General features: G+C 42.5%; 12 protein-coding genes. 8 read left to right on the top strand and 4 right to left on the bottom strand.

The features are described 5' to 3' along the window. Positions 1-18 precede the first annotated feature (18 nt). From tsaB to rseP, 6 genes are all read left to right on the top strand, one after another. Positions 19-711 carry a tRNA (adenosine(37)-N6)-threonylcarbamoyltransferase complex dimerization subunit type 1 TsaB gene (gene tsaB / locus HMPREF1505_RS01445; RefSeq protein ID WP_036921459.1) on the top strand — a complete coding sequence of 231 codons (693 nt, stop codon included), beginning with the start codon at positions 19-21 and terminating at the stop codon, positions 709-711. Between the two features lie 58 nt (positions 712-769). Next, complete coding sequence (locus HMPREF1505_RS01440) at positions 770-1,369, top strand: DUF4290 domain-containing protein (RefSeq protein WP_036921457.1); 600 nt, start codon at positions 770-772, stop codon at positions 1,367-1,369. 11 nt (positions 1,370-1,380) lie between these two features. After that, positions 1,381-2,694 carry a UDP-N-acetylglucosamine 1-carboxyvinyltransferase gene (murA, locus tag HMPREF1505_RS01435; RefSeq protein ID WP_036921453.1) on the top strand — a complete coding sequence of 438 codons (1,314 nt, stop codon included), beginning with the start codon at positions 1,381-1,383 and terminating at the stop codon, positions 2,692-2,694. Between the two features lie 227 nt (positions 2,695-2,921). After that, positions 2,922-3,443, top strand: coding sequence for a ribosome maturation factor RimM (rimM, locus tag HMPREF1505_RS01430; protein WP_036921450.1), 522 nt, complete (start codon positions 2,922-2,924; stop codon positions 3,441-3,443). 25 nt (positions 3,444-3,468) lie between these two features. Further along, complete coding sequence (locus HMPREF1505_RS01425; protein ID WP_036921447.1) at positions 3,469-4,626, top strand: 1-deoxy-D-xylulose-5-phosphate reductoisomerase; 1,158 nt, start codon at positions 3,469-3,471, stop codon at positions 4,624-4,626. 14 nt (positions 4,627-4,640) lie between these two features. After that, positions 4,641-6,041 carry an RIP metalloprotease RseP gene (rseP, locus tag HMPREF1505_RS01420; protein WP_036921444.1) on the top strand — a complete coding sequence of 467 codons (1,401 nt, stop codon included), beginning with the start codon at positions 4,641-4,643 and terminating at the stop codon, positions 6,039-6,041. Between the two features lie 507 nt (positions 6,042-6,548). Here rseP and HMPREF1505_RS01415 read toward each other — a convergent pair. From HMPREF1505_RS01415 to purL, 3 genes are all read right to left on the bottom strand, one after another. After that, positions 6,549-7,124, bottom strand: a complete 576-nt coding sequence (locus HMPREF1505_RS01415; protein ID WP_036921442.1) for a chromate transporter — start codon at positions 7,122-7,124, stop codon at positions 6,549-6,551. Positions 7,125-7,282: 158 nt separating this feature from the next. Beyond that, on the bottom strand, positions 7,283-7,876 hold the full coding sequence (locus HMPREF1505_RS01410; RefSeq protein ID WP_036921439.1) for a chromate transporter: 594 nt from the start codon (positions 7,874-7,876) through the stop codon (positions 7,283-7,285). A gap of 166 nt (positions 7,877-8,042) precedes the next feature. Next, positions 8,043-11,789 carry a phosphoribosylformylglycinamidine synthase gene (purL, locus tag HMPREF1505_RS01405; RefSeq protein WP_036921437.1) on the bottom strand — a complete coding sequence of 1,249 codons (3,747 nt, stop codon included), beginning with the start codon at positions 11,787-11,789 and terminating at the stop codon, positions 8,043-8,045. Positions 11,790-12,909: 1,120 nt separating this feature from the next. Between purL and HMPREF1505_RS01400 the strand changes: the two genes are divergently transcribed. Beyond that, a complete protein-coding gene (locus tag HMPREF1505_RS01400) occupies positions 12,910-13,770 on the top strand; it encodes an OmpA family protein (RefSeq protein WP_004358608.1) in 861 nt (286 codons plus the stop codon). Between the two features lie 242 nt (positions 13,771-14,012). Beyond that, the gene (locus HMPREF1505_RS01395) at positions 14,013-14,375 is read left to right on the top strand and encodes a DUF1304 domain-containing protein (RefSeq protein ID WP_036921434.1); all 363 of its coding nucleotides are present in this window, start codon (positions 14,013-14,015) and stop codon (positions 14,373-14,375) included. A gap of 73 nt (positions 14,376-14,448) precedes the next feature. Here HMPREF1505_RS01395 and HMPREF1505_RS13390 read toward each other — a convergent pair. Then, a partial coding sequence (locus HMPREF1505_RS13390) for a hypothetical protein (RefSeq protein ID WP_231480317.1) occupies positions 14,449-14,647 on the bottom strand: 199 nt, incomplete at its 5' end.

Here is a 14,647-nt window from a genome sequence, read left to right as displayed (position 1 = left end):
AGAACATAATTGATTTTTATGTCTTGTATATTAAATATTGATACGAGTACAAATGTGTGCTCTGTTGCAGTAAGTCAGGATGGAACTTGTATTTTCGATAAGCAAGATACGCTCGATCCTAAGCATAGAGAAAAGTTAGGAACATTTGTTGATGAGGCACTTGCCTTCATTGATAATAATAACTTGCCATTGGATGCAGTGGCAGTTAGTGGTGGTCCAGGTTCATATACTGGTCTGCGTGTCGGTGTTTCTATGGCAAAGGGAATCTGCTATGGACGTGGAGTAAAGTTGTTGGCAGTATCTACGTTAGAGCTGTTAGCTGTACCAGTATTGCTTCATCATGAGGAGATAGAAGAGAATGCTCTTCTCGTTCCAATGATTGATGCGCGCCGTATGGAAGTTTATTCTGCTGTGTATGATCGTGCTTTGAAGGAAGTGCGTGGCATTCAGGCAGATGTAGTAGACGAGAACACCTACAAGGAATACCTTGAGCGTGGTCCTGTTTACTTCTTCGGTAATGGTGCAGAGAAGTGCATGGAGATTATCAATCATCCTAATGCACACCTAATCAAGGGTATTGATGCTTTGGCTAAGAATATGTTCCCGTTGGCGGAGAAGCGTATTGCACAAGAGAAGTTTGAGGATGTAGCTTACTTCGTTCCATTCTATCTCAAAGACTTTGTTGCTAAGCAGGCAAAACCATTGCTGTAGATTAAGCTTTAGAATAAGGCTTGAGATCATCACTTAACATGAAACATTCATCATTTCAATGAATATAGAAGGATTAGATTATAACACACAGCGAGAGCGACTCATACTGCCACAGTATGGGCGAGGGATACAGAATATGGTGGATTATGCCGTTGCACTCCCAACAAAGGAAGAGCGTCAGCGGTGTGCAGAAACCATCATTTCAATTATGGATAGGATGAATGCCCAGAACCGTAGTAACTTTGATCACATGGAAAAGCTCTGGGATCATTTGGCATTGATGGCAAACTTTGAGTTGGATATTGACTATCCTTGCGATGTGTCAGAGGCTTTGAAGATTGCTACTAAGCCAGAGCCAATGAGCTATCCGATGTCGAATATTCCTGTAAGACACTATGGAAAATTGTTGTTTGAAGCTTTTGAAGAGCTGAAGACAATGGAACCAGGGACTCGTCGGGATGCATTCGTGCGTTCGGTTGCTAATCAGATGAAACGTAGTCTGATGCAGTGGGGACATGGTACTTGTGATGATGAGAAGATAGCTTCGGACCTTGCCCGCTATACAGATGGTAAGATTCAGCTTGATCTTGACACATTCAAGTTTGAGAAAATTAATGCGAGAGAGTTTGCTCAGCCTCGTAATAAGAAGAAAAAGTAAAATAACGACACATGGAATCCTTTATCATAGAAGGTGGACATCGGCTGAGTGGCACGATTGCTCCACAAGGTGCAAAGAATGAAGCCTTGGAGGTGATTTGCGCAACATTATTGACATCAGAAGAAGTTATCATACGCAATGTACCTGATATCCTCGATGTGAACAACCTCATAAAACTCTTACAAGATATTGGGGTGAAGGTGAAGAAGCTTGCCCCTAATGAGTTCTCTTTCCAAGCAGACGAGGTAAACCTCGATTATTTAGAGAGTAGCGACTTTGTTAAGAAGTGCTCTTCTCTGCGTGGAAGTGTCTTGATGATTGGTCCATTGTTGGGTCGTTTTGGTAAGGCTACGATAGCTAAGCCGGGTGGTGACAAGATTGGTCGTCGTCGTTTGGACACCCACTTCCTTGGATTCAAGAATCTTGGTGCACACTTTGGGCGTGTTGAAGATCGAGATGTATATGAGATACAGGCTGATAAACTTGTTGGTACTTATATGCTATTAGACGAGGCGTCTATTACGGGTACTGCTAATATCATCATGGCAGCAGTGTTAGCAGAAGGGACAACAACAATTTACAACGCAGCTTGTGAGCCATATATCCAGCAACTCTGTAAGATGCTAAATGCAATGGGTGCAAAGATTAGCGGTATTGCCAGTAACTTGATTACTATCGAGGGTGTGAAGGAATTGCATTCTGCTGACCATAGAATCCTGCCTGACATGATTGAGGTAGGCTCTTTCATTGGTATTGCTGCAATGATTGGTGATGGTGTTCGTATTAAGGATGTGTCCGTTCCTAACTTGGGATTGATACTCGACACCTTCCACCGTCTCGGTGTACAGATAATAGTAGATAATGACGACCTCATCATTCCACGTCAGGACCACTATGTGATAGACTCTTTCATTGATGGAACGATTATGACTATCAGTGATGCTCCATGGCCAGGATTGACACCAGACCTGATCTCTGTGTTGCTCGTTGTTGCTACACAGGCGCAGGGTAGTGTACTTTTCCACCAGAAGATGTTTGAGAGTCGTTTGTTCTTTGTGGACAAACTCATTGACATGGGTGCACAGATAATCCTCTGTGATCCTCACCGTGCCGTAGTTGTTGGTCACGATAATGCTAAGAAACTTCGTGCGGGTCGTATGTCAAGTCCTGATATTCGTGCGGGTATTGCACTGCTTATCGCAGCACTAACAGCACAGGGAACAAGTCGTATTGATAATATAGTACAAATTGACCGAGGATATGAGAACATCGAAGGACGTCTCAATGCCCTTGGTGCAAAGATTCATCGAGCAGAGGTTTGTTAATCTCATCGTATCTAAAACGCACTTTGAGAGAGTGTGTTGTGTATTTTAGATAAATAGGGTTGACCTATTCTCGCAAAAAGGGTTGACGTTTTCTTGCAAAAAGGTTGACCTTTTTCCTCAAAAAGGTAGACGGTTTTGGGCAAAAGGGTCGACCGTTTTACTGAAAAAACAATTTGGAATTGAAATAAGCTGTAGTTTTATCAGTACTACAGATATAAGATGAAAAGATGATAAAGAAGGAAGAAGTCTACAAGATTGGGCGTATCGGGAAACCGCATGGCGTACACGGAGAGTTGCAGTTGCAGTTCTCCGATGACGTTTTTGATGTGGTAGATGCCGATTACCTGATATTGGACATTGACGGAATCCTCGTTCCTTTCTTTATGGAGGAATATCGGTTCCGTTCTGACGAGATAGCCCTGATGAAGTTTTGTGACATCAATAGCGATGTGCAAGCACGCGAACTGACGGGATGTATTGTCTATTTCCCACGTAAGTTGGCAGAAGAAGGGACAGATGATGTGTCATGGGCGCAGATTGTCGGTTATTCCTTGATAGATGAAGCAACGAATAATGTGATTGGCAAGATTGTTGCTGTAGATGAAACAACTGTCAATACACTCTTTGAGGTGACTACACCTGAAGGCGAGGAAATACTCATTCCTGCCAGTGGTGAACTTATCGTTGCAACAGACATAGCGTCACAGACGATTACGATGCGGATTCCAGCAGGGCTACTTGACCTCTGATTCGCAGTATAAACTAAAAGAATTAATGAAACAACAAATCTGTATATTAGGCTCAACAGGTAGCATTGGTACGCAAGCCCTTGATGTTATCAGTCAGCATCCTGACCTCTACGAGGCTTATGCACTCACTGCAAATCATCGTTGGAAGGAACTTGCTGAGCAGGCTCGTCGCTTTAATCCTGCTGCGGTTGTCATTGCTGATGAGGCTTATTATGAACCTTTGAAGCATGAGTTGGCTGATATGCCTGATGTAAAGGTGTATGCAGGTAGCAAAGCTTTGGAGGATATCGTTGAGTCACCATCAATAGATATGGTACTTACAGCCATGGTTGGCTATTCAGGTCTTGCTCCAACAATCCACGCTATCAAAGCAAAGAAGAAGATATGTTTGGCGAACAAGGAGACACTTGTTGTAGCTGGTGAGTTGATTCTTCAGTTGGCTCAGCAGTATCATGTGCCTATCCTGCCTGTAGATAGTGAGCATAGTGCTATCTTCCAGAGCTTAGTTGGTGAGGATGCGAACGAGATTGAGAAGATTCTTCTCACCTGTTCGGGTGGTCCTTTCCGTACTTTTACCCATGAACAGTTGAAGCATGTCACTGCAGCCGATGCTCTCAAGCACCCTACATGGGATATGGGAGCGAAGATTACCATTGACTCTGCATCTTTGATGAACAAAGGTTTTGAGGTGATAGAAGCTAAGTGGCTCTTCGGTGTTCCAGCTGATAAAATACAAGTATTGGTTCATCCTCAGTCTATTGTTCACAGTGCGGTACAGTTCTGTGATGGTGGTGTAAAGGCACAGTTAGGTGTTCCAGATATGAGATTACCTATCCAATATGCCTTTTCTTTTCCACAACGCCTGCCGTTAGCTGGTGATAGGTTAGATCTTTTCCGTCAACCATTGGAGTTCTTTGAGCCTGATGTGGAGAAGTTTAAGTGTCTTGCAATGGCATACGAAGCTATTAACAAGGGTGGCAATATGCCTTGTATTGTCAATGCTGCCAACGAGATTGTCAATGAAGGGTTCCGTAAGGGTGCTTGTAGTTTCTTGGCAATGGGTGACATCATTGAGAAGGCAATGCAAACTGTTGCTTTTGATAGCAATCCAGATTATGATGTATATGTGCAGACGGATGCTGAGGCACGTCGTGTAGCACTTGAGATTATGAATAATAAATAATGAATAGATAAATAATGGAAACATTTCTGATCAGATTGCTCCAGTTCATTCTGGCAATCTCTCTGCTTGTCCTGCTGCATGAAGGCGGACACATGTTCTTTGCGAAGCTTTTTGGCGTTCGCGTTGAGAAGTTCTTCGTATTCTTCGATGTGGGCATCGGTAAGTGGAAAGGTAAACTTTTCAGTTGGAAACCTAAGAAAGACGATACGGAATATGGTATGGGTTGGTTGCCACTTGGTGGCTACTGCAAGATTTCTGGTATGATAGATGAAAGCTTCGATACCGACCAGATGAAGCAGGAACCACAACCATGGGAGTTCCGTACAAAGCCAGCTTGGCAGCGTCTTTTGATTATGATAGGTGGTGTGTTGGTCAACTTTGTCCTCGCTCTCTTCATTTATTCAATGGTGATGTTTGTATGGGGAGACAGCTATTTCAAGGTGTCTGACATGAGTATGGGTATGCGTTTCAATGCTGAGGCTAAGGCTTTGGGTTTCAAAGACCACGATGTAATGTTGGGAACAGATCAAGGCGCATTCCGTGAGTATGCCAATGTGAATGGCGATTTCTTCCGTCAGATAGCACAGGCTAAGCGTGTGGATGTTCTTCGTAATGGTAAGAAACATAGTATTACTCTGCCTGGCGATATGGATATGCTGTCAATGATTAAGACACGTCCTTTGTTTGCAGAGCCTTTCATTCCTGCACAGGTGGATAGCGTGTTGGGCGATACACCAGCAGCGAAAGCAGGTATTAAGGCAGGCGACCTCATTAAGTCTATCAATGGAAAGCCTGTTGAGACATGGACAGATATGAATTATCAGACAGGTGTCTTGAGTGATGTCTTGGCAGTGAAGAATACGCATAAGGATTCTCTTGCAGTTCGTTCTGTTGTGCTGACGGTTCAGCATAAGGGCGCAGCAAAGCTCGATACATTAAAACTTATGTTGACACCTGATTTGAAGTTGGGTGTTTTACAGTCAACATTGGCAAGTTATTATAAGCCTGTACAGGAGGAATACTCCTTCTTTGAGAGTTTCCCTGCAGGTATAAAGCATGGTTGGAACGTATTACGTGGCTATGTCGGTAACTTCCGTTACCTTGCTTCAGCAGATGGTGCAAAGAGTATAGGCGGCTTCGGAGCTATCGGCAGTCTTTTCCCTCCATTCTGGGACTGGTATATGTTCTGGTCAATGACAGCCTTCTTGAGTATTATGCTTGCCTTCATGAACATTCTTCCTATCCCTGCTTTGGATGGCGGTCATGTGGTATTCCTTCTCTATGAGATGATTACTCGTCGTAAACCATCAGAGAAGTTCATGGTACGTGCGGAGTATGTTGGTATAACCATTCTAATCCTCCTTATGATATTTGCCAACCTCAACGACATTCTTCGTTGGTTGCATCTTATGTAAGAATAAGGCTTCTTTAACGGATCTAATCCTATTGAATAGTCCGTTAATAGTATCTTAAGACGAAATCACGCAATATAAGCTTTAGCAAGTATTGCGTGATTTTTGTTTATTTGTGCCGCTTATTCATAAAGGTTTAGTCGTTTTCTCTCCCTTTCCTGCAGTTCTTTTTACAGTAGGCTACTCGTTTCTTTACTACAAGTTGTTCACGTGTTAAGGCTCCGCACCATTGGTGCTAAGCATGAGCACCAATGGTGCGAAGCCTTAACACAAGAATAAAAGATGGTTATAAAGGGTTATGGCAAGCGTTATTAGATGCTGTAAGCACCAATAGTTGATTTGTATGGATGTGTTCTGATGAGATTACTATATCCTGATATGAAATTACGCAATACCTACCACGGTAGATATTGCGTAATTCTATATTGTCACTTTAAAGTTAAATATTTCGATGTTAGTGGTCTTCACCCTTCCTCTATTATGGAAGAAAGGCTGGGGGATGAGGTCTCTTTAATACAGCAATACTATTCCAGCAATGCCCGCATAACATATCATGCGGATAGGATTAATCTTCATCCACATTGTACCGACAAAGGTTGCTGCAAAAAGAAATAGGCTAATCCAAAACTGCCAAGGGTTAATACTTGGTGCAGAGAAGTTATCTGCATTGCATAATAATAAGGTGGCAGCTGCTAATAGACCCACGACAACAGGGCGCAGACCTGCAAAGACTGACTGTACAACAGGCGTGTTCATGTACTTGAGGAACATCTTACTGATAAGAATCATCATTATCAATGAAGGGAGCACAAGAGCTATGGTGGCGGTGAGACTACCCAATACTGCCATTCCTGCGCCAAAACCTGCATTATGTACAGCTGTATAACCGCAATAGGTAGCAGAGTTTATACCAATAGGACCAGGTGTCATCTGTGATACAGCAACGATGTTTGTAAACTCAGCTGAGCTAAGCCAATGATGGTTTACAACCGTTTCTGTTTGTATCAATGATAACATTCCATATCCTCCACCGAATCCAAAGAGTCCGATGATAAAGAAAGTGTAGAAAAGTTCTAAGTATATCATGTTGTTATTTCTGTTATTAGTCTGTTTTTAGTGTGTTGTTTATCCGAAATTATCCCATTCGTCTCTATCTTCCTTCGGAACTTTCGTTTGCTATTTCTCTTGCGAAGTTATATCCCGTTAGGCTCTCCCCTCCTTCGGAGGGGCTGGGGGAGGTTTTCTTACTCCGTCGGTTTAATAAACTTCCCATAAAGGAATCCACCTAAGCCTGCAGCAAGAATGACGTAAACAGGATTGACTCCTAACAGCCAAATGGCGATGGCGGTGACAATAGGGATCCAACAGTTCGCCAATGATATTTTAGCACTCTTAGCCAATGTGAAGGTTGGTACAGCTATCAAAGCAACCACTGCAGGGCGTATTCCACGGAACATTGCTGCTACCCATGGGATGTCCATAAACTGATGGAAGAAGAGAGCTATGCCAAGAATGATGAGGAAAGAGGGGAGGATTGCACCTAAACAAGTGACGAGTGCACCCGGTGTCTTTCGCATCTTATATCCTACAAACACACTGATGTTTGCAGCAAGGACACCAGGACAGCTTTGTGCAACAGCTATCAGGTCAACAAACTGATCTTCTGGAATCCACTTTCTCTTCACTACGACTTCATTTTGGATAATTGAAATCATAGCATATCCACCGCCAAGTGTAAAGGCTCCAATCTTAAAGAAGGTTTTGAAAGCTTCCCAATAGAATCCTTTGGGTGATGGGTGTTGGGTGTTTGGTGTTGATGAAATGTTATCTTTATCCACTGTGTCTTGTTATTTATAGTGAAATCAATGTTTGAGAACTACGGACGCCCCCATCTGTTCACATATACCTATTAGGTAATATTACTCAGATGAGGGCGTTTCCCTGTGTAGTCTATATATAACGGTGTGCTAATCTATTACACCTTCAATAGGGGAGAGGCAAACCTTACAGTTTGCTTTCAACCCACTTGCGAGCATTTACAAATGCCTCAATCCATGGTGTAACCTCGTCCTGACGACGCTCACGTGGATAGTAAGCCTGCTGCCATGGGAAGATAGCACGCTCCAAGTGTGGCATCATTGCAAGGTGACGACCGTCTGCAGAGCAGATACCTGCTACATTATAGTCAGAGCCGTTAGGGTTACCAGGATATTCAGCGTAGTTGTATTTAGCGATGATATTGTACTTATCTTCTGCCTCTGGGAGGTAGAAACGACCCTCACCGTGTGCTACCCAGATACCGAGTTTGTTGCCGCTCAAAGAACCGAACATTACACTATTGTTCTGTGGAATGGTCAAGTTTAAGAATGAACTCTCAAACTTTTTGCTGGTATTGTGGCAGAGGTGAGCACGATGCTTGTGTTCTGGGTTGATAAGGTTCAACTCAACCATCAACTGACAACCGTTACAGATACCCAATGAAAGTGTATCTTCGCGTGCATAGAAGCGGTCGAGTGCCTGCTTAGCCTTTGGATTATAGAGGAAAGCACCAGCCCATCCCTTTGCAGAACCGAGTACGTCAGAGTTAGAGAAACCACCACAGAAGACAATCATATTTACTTCTTCCAAAGTCTCACGACCCGTGATCAGGTCGGTCATCATGACGTCTTTCACCTCGAAGCCTGCCAAATAGAGTGCGTAAGCCATCTCACGCTCACCATTGGTACCCTTCTCACGAATGATAGCTGCCTTTGGTGTTGGGTGCTGAGTGTTAGGTGTTGAAGTCTTCCAACGGTCTGCATCGAGTCCATACTGCTGGAGTGTGCCGGTGAAGTCAGCATTAAACTTCATCTCGATTGGCTGCTTCTTATAGTTCTGGCAACGCTTCTTAGCCATGCCATTCATACTCTGCTTGCAGTCGAGAAGATAAGATGTCTTATACCATGTCTCACGCATTGCATCAATATCGAACTCTGTCTTCCAATCACCATCAGCAATACTGAGTGTGCGCTTGTCAGGACTTGGTGTACCGATACGCGCAAAGCCGATGCAATTCTCAGTCAAGAATTCTTTGACTTCTTCCTTATGTTCATCAGCAACCTGAATAACTACACCCGGATTCTCAGCAAAAAGCTTCTTGATTACATCGTCACCCTTGATATCATGAAGGTTGATATGCAAACCACCTTCAGCATTAGCAAAGGTCATTTCAAGTAATGTTGTAATCAAACCACCTGCTGAAATATCATGTCCAGCGAGTATCCATCCACGGCGAATCATCTCCTGTACGGCATCGAAACAGTCGCAGAAGTACTGTGGCTCTTTCACTGTTGGAACGTCACTGCCAATCTTTCCGAGACTCTGTGCAAAGGCTGAACCACCTAAACGCTGCTCATCAAAACTAAAGTCGATATGATAGAGGCGTGTATTCTTATCATTCACAAGTACTGGAGAAACCACCTGACGAACATCGCTTACTTCACCACCACTGGTAACAATGACAGTTCCCGGAGAGATAATCTTATCTCCATTAGGATATTGCTGGGTCAGAGAAAGTGAATCCTTACCTGTTGGAACGTTCACACCGATAGCGCAGCAGAAGTCTGACAAAGCCTTAACCGCACTATAAAGACGTGCATCCTCGCCCTTCTGTGAGCGACAAGGCCACATCCAGTTGGCTGAAAGACTTAGGCTATCCATGCCGTCTGCCAATGGCGCCCATACAATGTTGGTCAATGACTCGGCTACTGAAAGGACTGAGCCTGCCTCTGGTGATGCGAGTCCTGCCTGTGGGGCGTGACCGAGTGCGGTAGCAATACCCTTATGACCACGATAGTCTAAGGCTACAACACCACAGTCAGAGAGTGGCAACTGAATCTCACCCTGACACTGCTGACGGGCTACCTTACCTGTAACAGAGCGGTCAACCTTATTAGTCAACCAGTCCTTACATGCCACAGCTTCCAACTGAAGCACACGCTGGAGGTATTCCTCCACCTTATTTATACTATAAGAAACATTCTCATATTTGCGTTCAACGGTCTCATCCTTCATGATTGTCTTTGGAGAATGACCGAACATCTGAGCTACGTCTAAGTCGAATGGCTTTACACCATCGCCTTGTACGAATGAGAAGTGGGCGTCACCTGTTGTCTCACCAACAACATACATTGGAGCACGCTCACGCTCAGCAATCTTCTTCACGTGGTCGAGGTGCTTCTCGTCAATGAGCAAGCCCATGCGCTCCTGTGATTCGTTGGCGATGATTTCCTTGGCACTCAAAGTCTTGTCACCGATAGGCAACTGTGACATATCAATCTTACCACCACATTCTTCAACAAGCTCACTCAAACAATTCAGGTGTCCTGCAGAACCGTGGTCGTGGATAGATACAACAGGGTTGTTATCTTCTTCTACCAATGCACGTACGAGGTTATAAGCGCGTTTCTGCATCTCTGGGTTAGCACGCTGTATGGCATTCAACTCAATACCATTTGAGTAACGACCCGTATCAACTGATGATACTGAACCACCACCAAGTCCGATACGGTAGTTATCGCCACCAACGACAACTACCTTGTTACCAGCCTGTGGTTCACCCTTCAGACAATCGCGCTTAGTTCCATAACCCACGCCACCTGCAAGCATAATCACCTTGTCGTAAGCATACTTCTCACCATTCTCTTGATGTTCAAATGTGAGTAGTGAACCGGTAATTAAAGGCTGACCAAACTTGTTACCGAAATCGCTCGCACCATTAGATGCCTTGATAAGAATCTGTTCTGGAGTCTGATAGAGCCACTGACGAATAGGAAGGATATCTTCCCAATCACGTAGGACTGGAGTTGTACCGTCATCTTCTGTCAGACGAGGGTAAGCGGTCATATAGACTGCTGTTCCTGCGATTGGCCATGAACCAACGCCACCGCCCATACGGTCGCGAATCTCACCACCCGTACCTGTTGCTGCTCCATTGAATGGCTCAACGGTAGTTGGGAAGTTGTGGGTCTCGGCTTTCAGAGAGATAACACTCTCGATAGGCTTTACTCGGAAAAAGTCAGATGTGCTCTGGTTTGCAGGCGCAAACTGTTCAACCTCTGGACCTTGTGCGAAAGCTACATTGTCTTTATAGGCTGAAAGAATCTTACCAGGATTCTCTTTTGTAGTCTTCTTGATGAGGCTGAAAAGACTGCTCTCCATCACCTTGCCATCAATGACGAACTCTCCACCGAAAATCTTATGGCGGCAATGCTCAGAGTTAATCTGTGCGAAACCGAAGATTTCAGAGTCGGTGAGTGGGCGGCCATTCTGCTTTTCAATCTTGTGGAGATATTCCATCTCCTCTGGTGAGAGTGCCAAACCTTCTTCTTCGTTGAACTTCTCTAAGTCCTCCACACGCTTGATAGGCTCTGGCTCGTGGTTGACAGTGAAGATAGTCTGGTCAAGACCATCATACATACGTTGCAACATCGGGTCATAATCAGCCTCTTTGCTGCTTACAGGGAAGTACTCCTCTATACGCAAAATGCCGTCAAGACTCATGTTTTGAGTAATCTCGACGGCATTCGTACTCCAAGGAGTAATCATCTCACGGCGTGGTCCCACATAGTAGCCCTGCAGCGTCTCTTCGTTCTGCAAGTAGGTGGCATCGCCATAGAGCCAACAAAGTTCGTTGATTTCCGCGTCGGACAATGCATGATTGACTTCTGTGGCAATCACGCTTTTGGACTGAGTTCTGAAGAAAAGAATCATAGTCTGTATATAAAATTTGGTGTTACTTCTGTTTGCAAAGATACGATATTCTTTGGATATACTGCCCTTTTGTCCAGTGTTTTTTAGTCTTCTTAGGTATTATAAATAATCAGACTCGTTTTTGTATGTCTTATCCTGCTAAAGTTGTATTTGTTGTCTTGAATTTCGTTTCATGAAAATAATTGGTTCTTCCGTTAACTGTATAGATTGAAAATAGGATAAGACTGATACACCTGCTTAGTATGACTATCCCCAATTAGATGGGCTTTCAATGGGATAAGCTACAAGATAAAATGCAAATTGATACTATATCTATCTGTCGCCTACAAACAGTTTATGCCCTTATTGATCGATATTTGTAAATTATTTTTAATCAGCTCGAATTCAATATATGCTCTTTTATGTTCTAAAAAACGGCTAATTAACTTGCAAAAGATGCTCTTTTGAGGGCTAACTAACGCCCTTTTGAAGTCCAATTAAGCACCTTTTACTTTTCTACTTTGTAACCTGTTGATTTCCTTCTGGTTACAAATCTGCTCCGTGTATATGTTTTTGCCGTTATTTATAGATGTCTCATTTGAAATTATGTAATAATTTTTCAAATCCTTGTCAACAGATTTTCGAAGTCTTAAAATGAAAAGGTTTTCAGTGTCAGAGGATGATAAAAGAATAGATAGTTGACGGTCTTAGCTATATTTTTGTTTAATAAGTAACTTTGGTTTTTCCGTTAAAGCAAAACGAAAAGCATCCGCGCATTTAACGGAAGAACCAACATTTTTCCTATGTTCCTATGTTCTTTCTTGCTCGAAAAACCTGTCTCTCGGTAATTGTATCTTCCAATTGTTTATTCTGTATAATTTCATCAAAAAGTTCCATTAATTGTAAGTTTCAGGTTAAAAATGTCTAAACTCATTATACAACTCTTTGTTTTACACGTCTTTATAATATCTTTGCAATAGATATACCGCATTCTGTGTAATGAGGTTAGTTTTGTGTACCTGTTTGCTTCGTTATATAATAATGTGGGCAGGTTTCAAAACCAGTAGAATTGATTTCTTTTTACGTTATGTTAGGAAGAATCTATTACAAGTAGAATAATAACCAAAATAAAATAGTAAATATGAAAAAGAGTCTTTTTATCGTAGCTTTAGCGTTGGGTACACTTGCATTTAGTAGCTGTGCCAGCAAGAAGGATTTGGAAAATTGTCGTACAGAGAATAATCAGTTGACGGCAGATTATCAGAATGCTAAGGAAACGATTGCTGCCAATAATGCACGTATCAAGAGCTTGGAGGATCAGTTGGCTCAGGCGAGAGAGAGTGCTGCTGCGTTGCAGGGTAGTCTTGATAACAGTTTGAGAAATGCCAATTCAAACAATATCAACATTTCTAAACTTGTTGATCAGATTAACGAGAGTAATCAGTATATCCGTCACTTGGTTGAGGTGAAGTCTAAGAGTGATTCTTTGAATATGGTGTTGACAAACAATCTTACCCGTTCTTTGAGCCGTGAGGAGTTGAAGGAGGTTGATGTACAGGTTCTGAAGGGTGTAGTTTATATCTCTTTGGCTGATAATATGCTTTATAAGAGCGGTTCTTATGAGGTGAATGATCGTGCTGAGCAGACATTGAGCAAGATTGCTAAGATTATTACTGATTATAAGGATTATGATGTGCTGATTGAGGGTAACACTGATAATGTGCCTATCAACACTACTACAGACAAGATGAAAAATATCCGTAATAACTGGGATCTCTCTTGTCTCCGTGCAGCTTCTGTTGCACAGTATCTGCAGGATCGCTTCGGTGTTAATCCTAAGCGTTTGACAGCTGGTGGTCGTGGTGAGTATAACCCACTCGCAACTAATGATACTGAGTTGGGTAAGCAGCGTAACCGTCGTACACAGATTATCATTACTCCTAAGCTTGATCAGTTTATGGATCTCATTGGTGAGGCTCCAGAGGCTAAGGCTACAAAGTAATCTGTTGATGTGTAAAAACGTTTTGTTCGGAATACTCCTGCAATACCCATGATTATATAAATGATTGTTGGTTGCACTTCCCATATATGTGATTTATTTTTGTGGAAAGTGTTTCAGAGAAGCATTGTGGTATTTACTGCATTGATAGAATAGAAAACGTTGATAAATATAAATCTGTATCTTGTCTATACTGTATCGACAAGGTGCAGATTTTTTCTTTATATATAATATAAGGTTTGTATATGGATGTTACTTTTATGATTTTAGCTACATTGGTAGCTGTCGAACACATATATATAATGTGTCTTGAAACGATATTTACTAAATCGGAAACTACTGCGCGTACATTCAATATGGAAGTGGAGGAATTAAGTCGCCCAACTGTATCTACGTTATTTAAAAATCAAGGTGTCTATAACCTTTTATTGGCAGTGTTGATTTTAATAGTAGTTTGGGTTACGAATGATTTGTTTTGGACACGTTGTTTTTTGACATATGTAGCATTGGTGGCTATTTATGGCGGTATTACAAGTAGTCCGACTATTATTTTAAAGCAGGGTGCGCCAGCTTTGGTGGCATTAATATATAGTTTTGTTCTATTGTAGGTATTTGTTGTTTTGGCTAAAATTGAAACTTCCCTTATTTTCGATTTTGCGTTTAAGGGGGTTATTTCTTGTTTTATGGCTTTGTAGTGCTATTTTTGTTTTTATGGCTTCCTGGGCTGTGGTAGAGGTGTTTTGGATGTTGTTTTGATTGATTTGTGTCAAGGCGTTGGCTGATTTTTAAGTTTTTTGAAAAATAATCTTCAAAACATTTGGTGGAAACGGAAATTCTGTATACCTTTGCATCCGCTTTACAAAACAAGCCACCTGGCAAG

This window comes from Prevotella sp. ICM33 (genome assembly GCF_000517825.1).
GTDB classification, from domain to species: Bacteria; Bacteroidota; Bacteroidia; order Bacteroidales; family Bacteroidaceae; genus Prevotella; species Prevotella melaninogenica.
Note: the sequence above shows the minus strand (reverse complement) of the source record. Positions and strands in the feature narration are given on the sequence as shown.